Source organism: Roseixanthobacter glucoisosaccharinicivorans, assembly GCF_043195095.2.
GTDB lineage: Bacteria > Pseudomonadota > Alphaproteobacteria > Rhizobiales > Xanthobacteraceae > NCEH01.
Genome location: NZ_JBAFWN020000003.1, coordinates 105,832 through 121,762, shown reverse-complemented (window position 1 = coordinate 121,762; position 15,931 = coordinate 105,832). Strand labels below are relative to the sequence as shown.

At 64.2% G+C, this 15,931-nt stretch carries 16 protein-coding genes; 8 read left to right on the top strand and 8 right to left on the bottom strand.

The genetic code is table 11. The annotated features are described in order from the left end of the window. Nucleotides 1-31: 31 nt before the first annotated feature. The 8 genes from V5F78_RS24505 to V5F78_RS24470 form a co-directional block, all read right to left on the bottom strand. Nucleotides 32-166 carry a hypothetical protein gene (locus V5F78_RS24505; RefSeq protein WP_271188698.1) on the bottom strand — a complete coding sequence of 45 codons (135 nt, stop codon included), beginning with the start codon at nucleotides 164-166 and terminating at the stop codon, nucleotides 32-34. 13 nt (nucleotides 167-179) lie between these two features. Beyond that, nucleotides 180-1,232, bottom strand: a complete 1,053-nt coding sequence (locus tag V5F78_RS24500; protein WP_394071866.1) for an AI-2E family transporter — start codon at nucleotides 1,230-1,232, stop codon at nucleotides 180-182. A gap of 46 nt (nucleotides 1,233-1,278) precedes the next feature. Further along, nucleotides 1,279-2,322, bottom strand: coding sequence for a nitroreductase family protein (locus tag V5F78_RS24495; RefSeq protein WP_246544836.1), 1,044 nt, complete (start codon nucleotides 2,320-2,322; stop codon nucleotides 1,279-1,281). A gap of 14 nt (nucleotides 2,323-2,336) precedes the next feature. Beyond that, nucleotides 2,337-3,830 carry a multicopper oxidase family protein gene (locus tag V5F78_RS24490; RefSeq protein WP_213375429.1) on the bottom strand — a complete coding sequence of 498 codons (1,494 nt, stop codon included), beginning with the start codon at nucleotides 3,828-3,830 and terminating at the stop codon, nucleotides 2,337-2,339. Nucleotides 3,831-4,463: 633 nt separating this feature from the next. Beyond that, complete coding sequence (locus V5F78_RS24485) at nucleotides 4,464-7,637, bottom strand: efflux RND transporter permease subunit (protein WP_394071865.1); 3,174 nt, start codon at nucleotides 7,635-7,637, stop codon at nucleotides 4,464-4,466. Further along, nucleotides 7,634-9,046, bottom strand: coding sequence for an efflux RND transporter periplasmic adaptor subunit (locus V5F78_RS24480; RefSeq protein ID WP_394071864.1), 1,413 nt, complete (start codon nucleotides 9,044-9,046; stop codon nucleotides 7,634-7,636). Before V5F78_RS24480 ends, V5F78_RS24485 begins: the two co-directional genes overlap by 4 nt. Next, the gene (locus V5F78_RS24475) at nucleotides 9,043-9,447 is read right to left on the bottom strand and encodes a FixH family protein (RefSeq protein WP_213375426.1); all 405 of its coding nucleotides are present in this window, start codon (nucleotides 9,445-9,447) and stop codon (nucleotides 9,043-9,045) included. Before V5F78_RS24475 ends, V5F78_RS24480 begins: the two co-directional genes overlap by 4 nt. Before the next feature lie 139 nt (nucleotides 9,448-9,586). Further along, complete coding sequence (locus V5F78_RS24470) at nucleotides 9,587-9,982, bottom strand: hypothetical protein (protein WP_213375425.1); 396 nt, start codon at nucleotides 9,980-9,982, stop codon at nucleotides 9,587-9,589. A gap of 237 nt (nucleotides 9,983-10,219) precedes the next feature. Here V5F78_RS24470 and V5F78_RS24465 point away from each other — a divergent pair, with 237 nt between their 5' ends. From V5F78_RS24465 to V5F78_RS24430, 8 genes are all read left to right on the top strand, one after another. After that, nucleotides 10,220-10,678, top strand: a complete 459-nt coding sequence (locus tag V5F78_RS24465) for a hypothetical protein (RefSeq protein WP_394071863.1) — start codon at nucleotides 10,220-10,222, stop codon at nucleotides 10,676-10,678. Between the two features lie 178 nt (nucleotides 10,679-10,856). After that, nucleotides 10,857-11,075 (top strand): hypothetical protein, encoded by a 219-nt coding sequence (locus tag V5F78_RS24460; protein WP_213375423.1) that lies wholly within the window; start codon nucleotides 10,857-10,859, stop codon nucleotides 11,073-11,075. Next, on the top strand, nucleotides 11,075-12,541 hold the full coding sequence (locus tag V5F78_RS24455) for a TolC family protein (protein ID WP_213375421.1): 1,467 nt from the start codon (nucleotides 11,075-11,077) through the stop codon (nucleotides 12,539-12,541). The genes V5F78_RS24460 and V5F78_RS24455 overlap by 1 nt, the downstream gene beginning before the upstream one ends. A gap of 19 nt (nucleotides 12,542-12,560) precedes the next feature. Then, entirely contained in the window at nucleotides 12,561-13,958 is a 1,398-nt protein-coding gene (locus V5F78_RS24450; protein WP_394071862.1) for a multicopper oxidase family protein, read from the top strand. Next, on the top strand, nucleotides 13,945-14,442 hold the full coding sequence (locus V5F78_RS24445) for a cupredoxin domain-containing protein (RefSeq protein ID WP_246544835.1): 498 nt from the start codon (nucleotides 13,945-13,947) through the stop codon (nucleotides 14,440-14,442). Before V5F78_RS24450 ends, V5F78_RS24445 begins: the two co-directional genes overlap by 14 nt. Before the next feature lie 25 nt (nucleotides 14,443-14,467). Then, nucleotides 14,468-14,752 carry a copper-binding protein gene (locus V5F78_RS24440; RefSeq protein WP_213375418.1) on the top strand — a complete coding sequence of 95 codons (285 nt, stop codon included), beginning with the start codon at nucleotides 14,468-14,470 and terminating at the stop codon, nucleotides 14,750-14,752. A gap of 56 nt (nucleotides 14,753-14,808) precedes the next feature. Next, nucleotides 14,809-15,282 carry a DUF411 domain-containing protein gene (locus V5F78_RS24435; protein ID WP_213375416.1) on the top strand — a complete coding sequence of 158 codons (474 nt, stop codon included), beginning with the start codon at nucleotides 14,809-14,811 and terminating at the stop codon, nucleotides 15,280-15,282. Nucleotides 15,283-15,292: 10 nt separating this feature from the next. Then, a complete protein-coding gene (locus V5F78_RS24430) occupies nucleotides 15,293-15,856 on the top strand; it encodes a cytochrome b (protein ID WP_394071861.1) in 564 nt (187 codons plus the stop codon). The last annotated feature ends 75 nt before the right edge of the window (nucleotides 15,857-15,931 follow it).

The following is a 15,931-nucleotide window of genomic DNA, read 5'->3' as shown; positions in this document are numbered from 1 at the left end:
CCGCGATCTATGCCAAGCCGGCCATACCGCTTCAATCACGAAGGTGCTCTTCGACGAGATGGACAAAGCCGGCTACAGTCGCGACGGGGACGAAGAACGCGAGGCCGTTGCCGGGCGTGGCCAGTTCCGTGGCAATTTCCAGAAGGATTGCATCCTTCATATCCATTGGCACGTCGGATTCAGGAATGCAGCTGCTCCTCGGTGAACAGCGACCAGACGGCAACAAACAACGCCGCGATCAGGGGACCGATGACGAAGCCATTCATGCCGATCAACGAGAGGCCGCCAACCGTCGATATGAGGACGACGTAGTCTGGCAAACGCGTTCCTCTTCCGACCAGGGCCGGCCGTAGGATATTGTCGATCGTGCTGATAACCAGCACACCGACCGCCAACAGGATCGCGCCTTTCAAATAGTTGGCCGTAACCAGATAATATATGCCTGCGGGGGCCCACACGAGCGCGGCGCCGATTGCAGGAAGCAGCGACAGGAACGCCATAAGCACTCCCCACAGGAGCGCCGCCTCGATGCCAAGCATCCAGAATGCAATCCCGCCAATCCCGCCCTGAATCGCCGCTATGATGACGTTGCCTTTGACCGTCGCTGTAACGACGGACGTGAATTTTCCGAAAATATAATCCGTGTAGCGGCCGCTGAGCGGGCTCGCGTTCCGCATCATGCCCGCCAATTGCCTCCCGTCGCGAAACAGGAAGAAGAGCAGGTACAGCATCACGCCGAGGCTGACGAAAAACTGTGCCGTGTTCTGCCCGATGCTGAATGCTCGTGTGGCGACCTCCTGGCTCAGCTGCATAAGAAAGGAAGTCAGCCTCGTCCGGATTTCTACGAAATCGCCTAAGTTTAATGTGGAGAGCGCTCTCTCGATAAGGGGCGGAAGCGCGCTTTGGATTTGCCCGAATAACGTCGCGAGATCGAACTCACGTGTGCTGATTCTATTGTAGAGGCTGGCCGCCTCCTGGGCCAGAGAGGCCAATATCGCTGCACCGGGAATGACGACGATGCAGATGCAGGCCAGGACGCTGACCGCCGCCGCAAGATTTCGGTGCCCGCCCAGCCAAGTCTCAAGTCTCCTGTGCAGCGGATTGAACAGGATCGCCAGGATGACAGCCCAGAGGATGGCGCCATAATAGGGAAGCAGAAGCCAGACGAAGGCCGCCGTCACCGCAATGACGACTGCGAGAAAGCTGAGCCCCTGGATCGTCGCCTTGGGCACTAGGCAGTGCTCCCGTCTGCGGTTTCAGGCGCTCCGATTCAGAGCGCTATAACGTAGATATAGCGCTCATCACCGTCGGTTGTGTTGTGGCCCATCGCAGGTGGGCGGGCTTGCGCGGCACCGGTGGCGTCGTTCCGGCCGGGTGGCCTATGATGATTGGCGCGACCGGCACGAACCCCTCGGGCACGTCGATGGCGCGTCGGCCCTCGGTGGTCTCCAGCCAGCGCTGAGCGAAGCCGATCCAGCATGAGCCGAGGCCTTCAGCATAAGCCGCCAGCATCAGGTTCTCTGCGGCCAGAGCCGCATGCTCCGCAGCCCAGCCTCCGGCACTCACGGAAATGACGATCAGCGCCGGCGCGTGATAAAAGATGTGAAAGTCAGGATTTTCCATGCTTTCACGAAGCCAATGCGGATAGGTGCCGCTGTCCATGGCTTCGAGCATATGCGCCTTGGCCGCGACCGAGATGCGGTCGAGCAGAAGCGCGTTCTGAATGACGACAAAGTCCCAAGGCTGTTCATTGACTGCACTGGGTGCCTGAATTGCCGCGTCGACCAGGCGCTCCAGCACCGGCCTCGTCACGGTTTCACCCGTAAAGGCCCGGGTGGCGCGACGCCCATAGATCGCCTCTGTCAGTTCCATCGCGATTATCCTTGCTGTGTCGCCTACGGATCGCAAGCCGTGCGCGCGACGTGATGCGAATGACTGCCTGCCGCACGCCCGGATCGCTGGGGGAGCCGCCACCTTGATCCGAACGGCGATGGCGAGAGGTCCGTCCGCTTTTCTGTCGATCGCTACGAAGATCGCCGTCGCACCCTGCACCCGTAGCCGCTCGACTTCGACGGCCAAGGCCGACAGCTCGACTTCCGCTTCCGCCATGATGCGATGACTGCCAGTGGCGAGCTTCCTGCCTTCGACCGACCCGCCGACGCCCTTGCCGACCGAACTGCCGAAATCCCGCGCTTCGCCGAACCGGTTGCCGCGTTCCTTTGGCGCATCCACGATCGCGGAGGCAAGTGGATGGTTTGTCGCCGAGGTCGGTTGTTCTCGGATACCCGTCGTGGAGGGCAGATGATTGGCATGTTGCTGCATGACACTCTCCCCATTCACGCGTCGTAACTGACGAACGACATCATGCCGGTCGCCATGTGGTAGAGATGGTGGCAGTGGAGCGGCCAGCGGCCGGGGTTGTCCGCGTCGAATGCCACGGTCACGCGCGCCATCGGCGGCAGCAGGACGGTGTCGCGCAGCGCGCCGCCAACCGTCTTGCCGTTGATGCCGACCACCTGGAATGCGTGCCCGTGCAGGTGCATCGGGTGGGCCATCATGGACATGTTCGCCAATGCGACCTCAACGCGCTCTCCCCGCTTGATCTGCAGCGCGTCGCCCCCTCCGATACCCCAGCTATAGTCCGCCATGTTGCCGGTGAGGGTGAGCGCGAAGCGGCGGTCGGCGGCGCGCTGCGCCAGCGGTTCGATTGCGCGCAGCCTCTGCTCGAGGTCGAGCCCGAGCACCGGTCCCTTGGCCTGTCCGAGCACGGGAATCTTGGCGATGGCTGCGCCGGCGGATGCGAGGATGATCCCCGCTCGTTCTGCGCTGCCCTCGCGAAGGGCGAGGATTGGGTACGAACCGCCCGCCATCGGCAGGGCCAGCCGGATATCCAGTCGCTGGCCCATGGAAATCGGGAAGGACCGGCCGGCGATCGGCTGGACCGCTTGACCGTCGACTGCGATCAGTTCCCCATCCAGCCTTCCAGTATCGATGGTGAAGGCGGTCGCCGTTGCGCCGTTGATGATGCGCAGGCGCACCCGGCCGCCCTTGTCGACCGTCACGACCTCAGGGTCACCCAGCGTGCGGTCATTGGCGAGATAGGCGTCATAGTCGATGTCGTTGAGGTCCATCGCCATGCCCGGCATGCCTTGCATCTGGCCCGTCGCGCCGGAGGCCGTCATGCCGGCCATGCCCTTCATCGCATCGCTCCGGCCCATCGCGCCGTGATCCATCGGCATGCCGCCGGCGGCAGGGCTTCCTTTGAGCTTCGCGAGCAGTTCTTCCGCAGGCGTGAACGAAAAGTCGTGCAGCAGGATCACCACCTCCTGCTCGTCCCGCTGCCGGTCGGCGGCGGTCCGGACGATCAGCGGCGCCGCCAGCAGGTTCTGCTCCTGCAGCGTATGGGCGTGCATCCAGTGTGTGCCTCCGGCGCCGGCCGGGAACGTGTAGCGGCGAGTTTCGGAGGGTCCCAGGAGCGCGGCGGGATTGTCCGGCACGCCGTCCATCGGCCAAGGCGGTGTCAGGCCGTGCCAATGGATCAGCGTCGGCTCGCCGATCCGGTTGGAGAGGGCGACGTCGAAGCTGCTCCCGGCATCCAGCGTCAGGCCCGGCGTGCCATCGGGTTGGGCAAGCCCGAACACGCGCGCGGCCTTGCCATTGACCTCGATGGTCCGACTGACCACGCCAAGCGGGCGCGGCGTAGCGTTTGACGCGGGCGGCGGAGCATCGGGCACGGCCTGCGCCCAGGCGTTGATTGGATGGAAGGCGGCTGATGTGCCGAATGCGGCCGCTCCGGCCATCATCCGGTTCAGAAAGTGACGACGATTCATGGTGTGGGTCCTTGTTCCCTTGCCGGTAGCAGGCCGGCTGACTGATCATGCGAATGCGCATAGAGCGACCCGATGCCAGTGCAGCATCGGGTCAGGTCTGATCAGGCACGGGTTCGAGGAGGACCGAGGGTGGGTGGAAAAGCTAGGCCGCGGACGATCTCATCACGCTGTGCGTAACGCGCAGTGAGCACGATGCGCTGCGGGACTGTCGTACCCGGTGCAGCGAGCGCTACGACACAGGATGCGCAGGCACTGCTGCAACAGAGCGTATGGTCGACAGCGTGAGAATGACCTTGGAGCCCATCGCCGCTGATGGCAGCCTGAAACTCGCCGCTTACCATCATGGTTGCTTGCTCGTGGCGGACAAGGTCGTGACACGGCATAGCCTGCGCGCTGACGACAGGCGCAACCAGCAGCGCGATCGCGACCAGAAAGGCCAGCAACGCTCTCATCTGTCCTATCGTTTGCAACCTGACGCTCATGCCCGACCCCTGCCTCCTCAAGAAGGCACCCTCCGCACAATTCCACCTTGACCCACATCAATGGCCTCTCTGAGGCGTTCTCTCGTCACGAGAACTTGTCCCTTTGCGAGGCCCTTGGGCCGGGACAGCCGATCCGGCCTTGGCTCACGTCTCATTCGGCGGCGAGCCGGCCGGCGACGGACTTCGAGCTCGCGGAGTCGGACGCCGCAGCAGTCGACGACAGCCCCCACCCCTTGACCAGGCCATAGATGGCCGGGATCACGATCAGTGTCAGCAGGGTCGAGGAGACCATACCGCCAATCATCGGGACGGCGATCCGCTGCATGACTTCCGAACCCGCTCCCGTGCTCCAAAGGATCGGGATCAGTCCGGCCATGATGGCGACCACGGTCATCATCTTGGGCCGCACGCGCTCGACGGCCCCTTCCATGATGGCATGCTGGAGATCGGCCCGCGTCAGACTTCGGCGCGCCGCCTCAGCGACCGCACGCTGTTCGCTCCAAGCGTGGTCGAGGTAGATCAGCATGATCACACCCGTTTCCGCGGCCACGCCGGCGAGCGCGATGAAGCCGACAGCGACCGCAACCGACATGTTGAAGCCGAGCCACCACATCAGCCAGAGGCCGCCGACCAGCGCGAACGGCAGCGACAGCATCACGATCAGCGTCTCGGTAATCCGGCGGAAGTTCAGATAGAGCAGCAGGAAGATGATCAGCAGCGTGACCGGGACGACGATCTTCAGCCGGGCCTCCGCGCGCTCCAGATATTCGAACTGACCGCTCCACGAGACATAGGTCCCGGCCGGGAACGCGATCTGCGTCGCGACGGCGCGCTGCGCTTCGGCGACATATCCGCCGAGATCGCGGCCGGCGATGTCGACATAGATGTAGATGGCGAGCTGGCCGTTCTCCGTGCGGATCGAGGTCGCCCCGCGGGTGAGCTGCACCTTGGCGACCTCGCCGAGCGGCACGGTCCCGCCGTTCGGCAACGGCACCAGCACATTGCCGGCGATCGAGGACGGGTCGCTGCGGAAGTCGCGCGGATAGCGGATGTTGACGCTGTAGCGCTCGCGCCCCTCGACCGCTGTAGTGACCGCATCGCCGCCGAGCGCCGTTGCGATCACATCCTGCACGTCGCCGATCATGAGCCCGTAGCGCGCGAGTGAACTCCGATCCGGGACGATATCGAGATAATAGCCGCCGATCACCCGCTCGGCATAAGCGCTCGACGTGCCGGGAACCTTCTTGACCACGGTCTCGATCTGCCGCGCCGCGGTCTCCATCTGCGTCAGGTCCGTGCCGAATACCTTGATGCCGACGGGCGTGCGGATCCCTGTCGAGAGCATGTCGATACGGGCCCGGATCGGCATGGTCCAGGCATTGGAGACACCGGGGAACTGGAGCGCGGCGTCCATCTCGGCCTTCAGGTTGTCGATGGTGACGCCCGGCCGCCATTGATCCTTCGGCTTCAGGTTGATGATGGTCTCGAACATCTCGGTCGGCGCCGGATCGGTCGCCGTCAGTGCGCGTCCCGCCTTGCCGTAGACCGTTTCGACCTCGGGGAAGGACTTGATGATGCGGTCCTGGGTCTGGAGAAGCTCCGCGGCCTTGGTGACCGAGATGCCCGGCAATGTCGTGGGCATGTACATTAGCGTGCCCTCGTTCAGATTCGGCATGAACTCGGAGCCGAGCTGCGTGGCGGGCCACCAGGAGGCGCCGAGTGCCGCGAGCGCGACGAGGATCGTCAGCGTCTTGGCCTTGAGCACGCCGCGAATGACCGGCCGGTAGATAAAGATCAGGAAGCGGTTGATCGGATTCTTGTGCTCCGGGACGATCCGCCCCCGGACGAAGATCACCATCAGCGCCGGCACCAGCGTCAACGAGAGCAGCGCGGCCGCCGCCATCGAGAAGGTCTTGGTGAAGGCGAGCGGCCCGAACAGGCGGCCCTCCTGCGATTCCAGCGTGAAGATCGGCAGGAACGAGACGGTGATGATCAAAAGGCTGAAAAACAGCGCCGGGCCGACTTCCCTGGCCGCTTCTATCAGAACCTCGACGCGGGGCTTGTCGGGCGGCGCCCGCTCAAGATGCTTGTGAGCGTTTTCGATCATCACGATGGCGGCGTCGATCATAGCGCCGACGGCGATGGCGATGCCGCCAAGGCTCATGATGTTGGAACCGAGGCCGAGCAGTTTCATCGCCACGAAGGCCATCAGCACGCCGACCGGCAACATCAGAATGGCGACCAGCGCGCTTCGGACATGCAGGAGGAACACGATCGACACCAGCGCGACGATGACGCTCTCCTCAATGAGCGTTCCCTTCAGTGTTTCGATGGCCGCGTCGATGAGTTGCGAGCGGTCATAGACCGGGACGATCTCCGTGCCCTTGGGCAGGCTCGGCATGATCTCCGCAAGGCGCGTCTTGACGTTGTCGATGACGTCGAGCGCGTTCGCCCCGAACCGCTGCAGGACGATGCCGCTCGCGACCTCGCCTTCGCCGTTGAGCTCGGTGATGCCGCGCCGCTCGTCGGGGCCGAGCTCGACATAAGCGACGTCGCGCAGGAGGACAGGCGTGCCGCCGTCATTCTTGAGGACGATCTGCTCGAGATCGCCGACGCCCCTGAGGTAGCCGCGGCCGCGGACCATGAACTCGAACTCGGACAATTCGACGGATCTGCCGCCGGTGTCCATATTGCTCGCCCGGACGGCCTCGCGGATCTTCTGGAGCGGGATGCCGAAGGCGCGCAGGCGCTGCGGGTCGACCACGATATTGTACTGCTTGACGAAGCCGCCGACGCTGGCGACCTCGGCGACGCCTTCCGCCTTGGCGACCCCGTAGCGGATGGTCCAGTCCTGAAGCGAGCGCAGTTCGGCCAGCGTGCGCTCCTTGGCGATGACGGCATATTGGTAGACCCAGCCGACGCCCGTCGCATCCGGGCCGAGGCTGGGCGTCACGCCCTGCGGCAGGCGTTGTGCCGCGGCATTCAAGAATTCCAGGACACGACTGCGCGCCCAATAGGGATCGGTGCCGTCCTGGAAGATCACATAGACGAAGGAGACGCCGAAGAAGGAGAAGCCGCGCACGACTTTCGACTTCGGGACCGTCAGCATCGCCGTCGTCAGCGGATAGGTGACCTGGTCCTCGACGACCTGCGGCCCCTGGCCAGGATATTCGGTATAGACGATGACCTGCACGTCGGAGAGGTCGGGAATGGCGTCGAGCGGCGAGGTCCGAATGGCGTAGACGCCGGCCGAGACGGCGAAGACCGTACCGATCAGGACAAGCATCACATTGCGCGCCGACCAGGCGATGAGGCGACCGATCATTTGGGAACCCCGCCGTTGAGGCCGCTCAGTGCCGCCTTGAGGTTGCTTTCGGCATCGATGAGGAAGTTCGCCGCGACGACGACCTTGTCGCCCGCCGTGACGCCGTCCCGGATCTCGACGTAGTCCGCGTCCCGGCGGCCGAGCTTGACCGGGCGAGGCTCGAAGCGGCCCTCGCCCTTGTCGATGATCACGACTTGGCGCATGCCGCTGTCGATCACGGCGCTCGCTGGCACGGTGACGACCGAGGCCGCGGCGCCGGTGGCGATGTCGGCATCGACATACATGTCGGGGCGCAGGATCCCGTCGGGATTGGCGAGTTCGACGCGCACGCGGGTGGTGCGCGTCTCCTTGTTGACCTGCGGATAGATCATCGCGACCTTGCCCGCGAACACCCGGTCGACGAAGCCGCGAGCGCGCACCGAGACGGGCTGCCCGAGCGCGATCATCGGCAGATCGCGCTCGGCGACATCGACCAGCGCCCAGACGATGGAGACATCCGCAAGCCGGAACAGGACGTCTCCGGGAGCGGCCTTCATGCCCTCGACGGCATTGCGCTCAAGCACGACACCGTCGCGCGGAGCAGTCCAGGTGACCAAGCGGGGAACCTTGCGCTGGCGTTCTATCTCGGCGATCGCGTCCGCCGGAACACCGAGGTTCTCAAGGCGCAGGCGCGCGCCGCCGGCGAGGGCGTCGCGCCCGGCGCCGTTGAGATCGGTCAGATAGAGCGCACCGGCGGCGGTGACCTCCGGCGAATAGAGGCGCAGGAGGGCCTGGCCTTTTTTCACCCGGTCGCCCGTCGTCACTTCGGACACGTTCTCCACGAAGGCGTCGGAGCGCACAGCGACGACGACGATCCGCCGTTCATCGAGCTGGATCGTTCCGGAACCGCGGATGGGGACCGAAAGGACGCGCTGCTGCGCGGGTTCCGAGCGCACGCCGGTGCGTTGCAGACGACCTGGACTGACCCTGACGGTGCTCCCGTCATCGTCCTCGCCCGCATAGACCGGGATGTAGTCCATCCCCATGGAATCTTTCTTCGGCACCGGCGAGGTGTCGGGCAGGCCCATCGGGTTGCGGTAATAGAGGACGCGCTTGGTTCCTGCCGCTCCCGAGACTGCGGACACGTCTTCCAGCGCATCCTCGAAGCTGACATCTTCGCTGGCATGGACCGGCCGAAAGGCACGCCCATCCGCCGTCTTGCGGGGCTCGGCGGCGTAGAACGGTCTGCCATCGGGGTCGCGATGATAGATCACTGGTCCCGACACCACCTGCGCGGCTCGGGCGGATGGAAGCGGAAACGCCCCGAGTTCCGGCAATCGGAGCTCATGGCGGCCGGCGTAGTATCCCCCGGCCCCCGCCGCCATCAGGGCGGCGAGGGTGAGGACCACCGAAGCGATCCGGGGTCTCATGGGATTGCCTTGAGAACCAGCTTGCTCTCGACCGTATCGGCCTCGCCCTGCACCTTGGCGCCGAGCGAGAGCTGCCAGCCGCCGGCCATGCTGAGATTGGCCTTGAACTGGTAGACCCCCGGTTCCGCGCCGGACACTGGCTCCAGTTTCGTCGCCATGCTTTGCATGCCCTCGGGTGCCATATCGAGCCGGGTGGCGAAGATGACGGCGTCCGGCACGGGCTTGCCGGTCTTCTTGTTGATCAGGCGGACCGCAATGAGGGCGTCGCCTTTCTTGATATCCGTCTGGACGAGCTGGAATTCGTAGTCGCTCGCGGCAGCGAAGGTGGACGTCAGAGGCACGGCCAATGACAGGGCGAGGATCGCCGCGCCAAAGGCGCGCGCGGAATTGAACGTGGTCATGTGTCGTTCCTGGAGTCTCAGTGTGTCAGATCCACCGGAAAGGCGGAGTGGCGCGCGGCAGCACATGGCGGCGCGCAAGACCGCCGCGCAGCGCCCAGGCTGCCCGACGATCCGCCAGCCCTAAGGCCGGCGCTGAGACCTAGATTCGCGGAGGTCGCATCAGTGGCGGGGGCGCCAGGCTGGCGAGCCGGGTATCGGCCTTCAGGCCGAACAGTTTGCCCGCGTGTATCGGCAACGACCGGACGACGGCTGCCGGTGGTCCGCTTGAGAAGCACTTGGCAAAGCAGAGCGCCATCGACGGGCAGGTCGCCTTGCCGCAATCGGGTGTCTGTTGCTGCTGTTGGGAGGGGCAGCATGGCATGTCGTCGGACATCGCCGCATCCGACATGTCCATGTCCGACATCGCCATATCCGACGGCTCGGCCATCGACACAGCCGCCACCATGCCGGCACCCGCAGGTGCAACGACGGGAACAGCGACCATGCCCACGATCGCCAGGATCGAGAGAAGTCGAAAGAGCTGGGACCGGATCATCGCATCCTAAATCTCACAATGGCTTGACCGGCGGAAGAGCATTGCGTTCACGTTCTCGGCAGATACCGCAGCAATGACGGCCATCGTCACGTCAAAGTCGCGTGGATAATTGTTTCGTCATCCTGAGCCGTCTAACACGTCGTACTCACGGGTTGGCGTTCAACAGCGGAAGCCTTGCAAGGAATTTTCGTGTGACTGCCGAGCACCAGCGTCGGAGCTTTTTCACATGACGCCAAAATGGTCCTTGCCATTCACGGCGTCACCCGTATTTTGCGATGCGATATGATGCACTCGCTTCGTTCCTTTGTGATTCTTCTGACCGTGCTCGCCTTTTCGGTGACAAGCACGGGTTGGGGCATTGCGAGCAGCTTGATGGTATCGAGCGGCGGGAAAGGGCACCACGCGCCGATCGAAGCCAGCCATTCCAGCGGATCGCATGAGCACGGCGACAGCGACCTCGCCCAGAACTCCGCTTGTCTGGAAGCAGACGGCTCGGCCTGCGCGGCCAAACATCAGCGCGGCGATGCATCCAACTCCTGCTGCGCCATGGCCTGCCACACTGCGATTCCCGCCAGCGCATGCGCTATGGCGATCATTGCTTTTGTGCGGACCATCGATCATCCGTCGCTCGAGGCGGGTGTAAAGGGATCGTCCGCGACGCGCCTCGAGCGCCCGCCGAGGTCCGCCGACGTCTGATCGTCGGCCGACTCCCTTCACGACCTCTGATCGCTGACGGACAAGATCCGTCTCCGTTTCCGTCTTCGGGTTTCTGCCGACGGCCTTCGCCGCTGCGTCTCCGCAGCCGCTGAAGATCGCTGTTCGATGCCGCGCGGCCATGCCGCTCAGGCCGACTGGGCCGATTCCGAGGATCTCCATGAAACCTGTCTTGATGACGGCCTTCGCCGTCGTTCTGTCCGCATGTTCCGGACCGCCCGCGATCGAGGTGGGGCCGAGCCCATCCGATGCGAGTTCGAGCGTGAAGCCCTTGCGCTACGCGCCCGTCACCGCGGGAACGGTTGATTACCGTCCGGTCGATCCGAAACCCTGGATCGAGCGCAATGAGCGCGTCGCTCCCAAGACGGGGGGCGAATAATGGCGCTCACAATCGATAGCCAGGCGAAGCCTCTTCCTGCGCCGCCTTGGAAGCGGCTTGTCGCGATCGGCGCCGTCGCCACGACACTGGGTGGCTGCGTAACCTTCACGCCGGACGGCGGCATGAGCCCGGTGTCGGCGGAGGTCTCGGCCGCGATCGGCAAGGACACCGTGAAGATCGCGTCCTCCGCCGAGGCGTCCGCGGTCCAGAGCCGCGTCAAGGCGCTCCTGGCCAAACCCCTGACCGCAGACGGCGCTGTCCAGCTTGCGCTCATCAACAATCGCGGTCTTCAGGCCGAGTACAATGCGCTCGGCATTTCCGAGGCCGCCTTCGTCGAGGCCAGCCTGCCGCCAAATCCGGTCATCGGGGTCGAGCGGCTTTCCACCGGTGCTTCGCTGGATATCGAACGTCGCGTGGTCGCCAACATCCTGGCGCTCCTGACACTTCCGGCCCGCAGCGACATCGCCAGGACGCAGTTCGAAGCCGCCCGGCAGAAGGCAATCGAGGCAACCTTCCGCACTGCGGCGGAGACCCGCCGCGCCTACTACCGCGCTGTGGCGTCGCGGCAGACCGCGTCCTTCCTCGAGCAGGCACGGGTCTCGGCTGATGCAGCCGCCGACCTCACGCGCAAGCTCGGAGAGACAGGCGCCGCGAAGAAGCTCGACCAGGCGCGAGCGAGTTCCTTCTACGCAGAGGTGTCCAACGAGCTTGCCCAGGCTCGATTGAAGGTCGGGACGGACCGCGAGGCCCTGACCCGCATCCTGGGCCTGTGGGGGCCCGACGTCGACTACAGATTGCCGGGTCAGCTCCCGGGCATGCCCCGCATCCAGACCGCACAGCAGGTCGAAGTCGATGCCATTCGAAAGCGCGTCGATCTCATCGCGGCGCGCCTCGAGCTCGATGCCATGGCCAAGACCCTCGGGCTGACCGAGGCGACGCGGTTCATCTCCATGCTCGATGGTGGCTGGCGCGGCAACTACGAGCGATCGACCGTGGACGGCGTACGGGAGAGCTCGTCGCCGCGCGGCTTCGAGCTCGAAATCCAGATCCCGATCTTCGACGGCGGCGAAGTCAACGTGCGCCGATCGCGGGAGACTTACATGCAGGCGGTCAACCGCCTGATGGAAAAAGCCGTGAACGTGCGCTCGGAAGCGCGCGCGGCCTATCTCACCTATCGCGGCAGCTACGACATCGCCCGCCAGTATCAGAACAGCATTCTGCCGCTACGCCGGACGATCAACGAGCAGGCCCTGCTCGAATACAACGGCATGCTGATCGACGTCTTCGAGCTTCTGACGACGGCGCGGGAAAGCATCGCCACCAACGTCGCGGCGATCTCCGCCAAGCGCGACTTCTTCATCGCCACCGTGGACTTCGAGACCGCGATCATCGGCGGAGGCAGTTCAGCCGGCTCGGCTGGCGAAGGCTCCGTCATGGCAGCGGCCGCCGAAGGCGGCGTGAACTGACCCGAGAAAGGAGACCATCATGACGATCTCACGTCGAAATTTCCTCGGCGCCTCCGGTGGCATGGCACTGATCAGCGCAAGCGCCGTCTCAGGCCGCGCCCAGGCGGCCGCGATCCCCGAAGCCGCCACCATGAAAGAGGCGGTCATGCAGCCACCGCTCGTTCCGACGAGCGGTCCGGACTACCAGCCCGTCGTCACGCTCAATGGCTGGACCCTGCCCTGGCGGATGAACGGCGACTGGAAGGAGTTCCATCTCGTCGCCGAACCGGTCGTGCGCGAGTTCTCGCCGGGCATGGTCGGCCATCTGTGGGGCTATAACGGCCAGTCGCCCGGACCGACGATCGAGGCGGTCGAGGGCGACAAGGTCCGCATCTTCGTCACCAACAAGCTGCCGGAACACACCACCATCCACTGGCATGGCCAGTTGCTGCCGAGCGGCATGGATGGGGTCGGTGGGCTGACCCAACCGCATATCAAGCCGGGCAAGACCTTCGTCTACGAGTTTCAGCTCCAGAAGAGCGGCACCTTCATGTACCACCCTCATGCCGACGAGATGGTCCAGATGGCCATGGGCATGATGGGCTTCTTCGTGGTGCATCCGAAGGATCCCGCATTTCGCCGCGTTGACCGGGACTTCGTGTTCCTGATGGCGGCCTACGACATCGATCCCGGCACCTATGTGCCGAAGGTCGCCGAGATGACCAACTTCAATATGTGGACCTGGAACAGCCGGGTCTTCCCCGGCATCGACCACATCGTTGCCGGCAAGGGCGATAAGGTCCGCATCCGGTTCGGCAATCTCACCATGACGAACCACCCCATCCACATGCACGGCTACGACTTCAAGGTGTCGTGCACTGATGGCGGCTGGGTTCCCGAGGGCGCTGCTTGGCCCGAGGTCACCATCGACTGCGCGGTCGGGCAGATGCGGGCCTTCGATTTCGTCGCCGACAAGTCCGGCGATTGGGCGATCCACTGCCACAAGTCGCATCACACCATGAACGCCATGGGCCACGACGTGCGCAACTTCATCGGCGTCGACAAGAAGGAGTTCGCCAAGAAGGTCCGCAAGCTCGTCCCCGACTACATGCCGATGGGCACGGCCGGCATGGCGGACATGGGCGAGATGGAGATGCCGCTGCCCGACAACACCCTGCCGATGATGACGGGCTTCGCCCAGTTCGGGGCGGTCGAGATGGGCGGCATGTTCTCGGTCGTCAAGGTGCGCGAGGGGCTCGCATCCGGCGATTACAAGGATCCGGGATGGTTCAAGCACCCGGAAGGTACGGTCGCCTTTGAGTGGAAGGGCGAACCGAAAAGAGCCGAACGCGAGCCTCCTGCCGCGTTCGACAAGTCGAGGACCGCCGAGTTCAACGTCGTGAAACCCGGCAAAAAATCCCCCCATGGCAATCATTGAGAAGGATTCCTACGTGCAACCACGATTCCTGATCGCCGCGCTTGCGGCCCTTACCCTGTCGACCGCAGCGCTGGCCGACGCTGGCCATTCCCATGGGGATGACCGCGCGTATGGCGAGCCTGGAGATCCCAAGAAACCGGCACGCACCGTCCAGATCACCATGCGCGAATCGGACGGGAAGATGGTGTTCATCCCGAACCGGATCGACATCCGCAAGGGAGAGCAGGTCAAGTTCGCCATCCGTAACAATGGTGAGCTCGATCACGAGATCGTCGTCGGCACGCTCGACGGAAACCTCAAGCACATGGCCGAGATGATGAAGAACCCGGACATGGAGCATGACGATCCCAACGCCAAGCGCCTGGCACCGAAGAAGACCGGCGAAATTGTCTGGAAGTTCACCAAGGTCGGGGAGTTCGACTTCTCTTGCCTCATCCCCGGTCACCGGGAATCCGGCATGACCGGCACCATCATCGTCAAGTAGTTGCACTCAACAAAGGAGCATAATTATGCGTAAGCTTATAATGGCAGCGGCGATCTCCGCGTTTTCGACCGCCGCCTTGGCGCAGGCGGCTCCGGTCGATGGACAGATCACCAAGATCGACCAGGCCCAGGGCAAGGTCACGCTCAAGCATGGGCCGATCAAGAATCTCGACATGGACGGCATGACCATGGTGTTCGCCGTCGCCGACCCGGCCATGCTGAAAGCGGTCAAGGTCGGCGACAAGGTGAAGTTCGAGGCCGATCGAGTGAGCGGCCGTCTGACGGTCACCAAGATCGCCAAGGCGAACTAACATCTCGCTATCCCGGGGAGCGCTGCGGCGCTCCCCCTCCCCCGGAGGACCACCCGATGAACATGGATCGCAGACGCGTGCTCCTGCTCGCAGGCGCGACGCTGCTCGCGCCAGTCCCTGCCAGGGCCGCCGGCCAACCTCTCGTCACGGTTTACAAGGATCCGTCCTGCGCCTGTTGCGGCGCTTGGGCCGACCACGTCGCGAAGGCCGGCTTTCCCACGACGATCGTCGAGGAGCCCAGGATGAACGCAATCAAAGTTCGCTTTGGGATTCCCTCGGCCCTCTGGTCCTGCCACACGGCCGAGGTCGAAAGCTACCTTCTCGAAGGCCATGTTCCAGCCACGGCATTGATCCGGCTCCTGGCCGCGCGTCCGTCCGTACGCGGCATCGCCGTTGCCGGCATGCCGGTGGGATCGCCGGGCATGGACGTCGCGGGGATGGAACCCGAGACCTACGACGTGATGGCTTTCGGTTCCGAAACGCCGAACCTGTTCATGCGCTTCCGCGGCGCCAGCCCGATTCCGAGCTGAGCGCACAGCCATGGACGAACAATCGGGGAGCATTCGGAAGGCAAGCCGGCTAACCAGCGCGCTCTTGGTTGCACGCCCTGCAGCAGGCTATTCCGTGGTCCAGCGGCTCTTGCATTGGGGCGTGGTCCTGCTGTGCCTGACCCAGATTCCCACGTCATGGGCCATTGCCCGCACCCACATGACGCATGCCTTCATGCAGCCGGCTCCATTCGACCTCTTCCTGCACCGCGTCCACGCCTGGGGCGGCTGGCTTGTTCTGGCCTTCGCAGTAGTCCGTATCGGCCTCAGATATCTTCATGGTGTCCCGCCGCTGCCAGCGGCCTCCTCGCAGATCACGCGTTGGGGGGCAGCGATTAGTCACGCGCTGCTGTACGGCCTGCTCTTCGCGCTGCCCATTACTGGCACCGCCGCGATGTACGTGGACAGCGCTGCCTTTGCCCCAATCCATCGGGTTCTCACATGGTCGCTGCTCGCCGTCGTGGTCGTTCACGTGAGCGCAGCCCTCTGGCACCATCTCATCCGGCGCGACGAGGTTCTTCGTCGAATGATCACGGGGGTTCGAACCGCGAAATGACCACGAATGGGTCAGGTGCGGTCCTGACTGGCGTCCTCTAAATCAGGACGGCTCAATACAGAGGCCAGCCCCCAG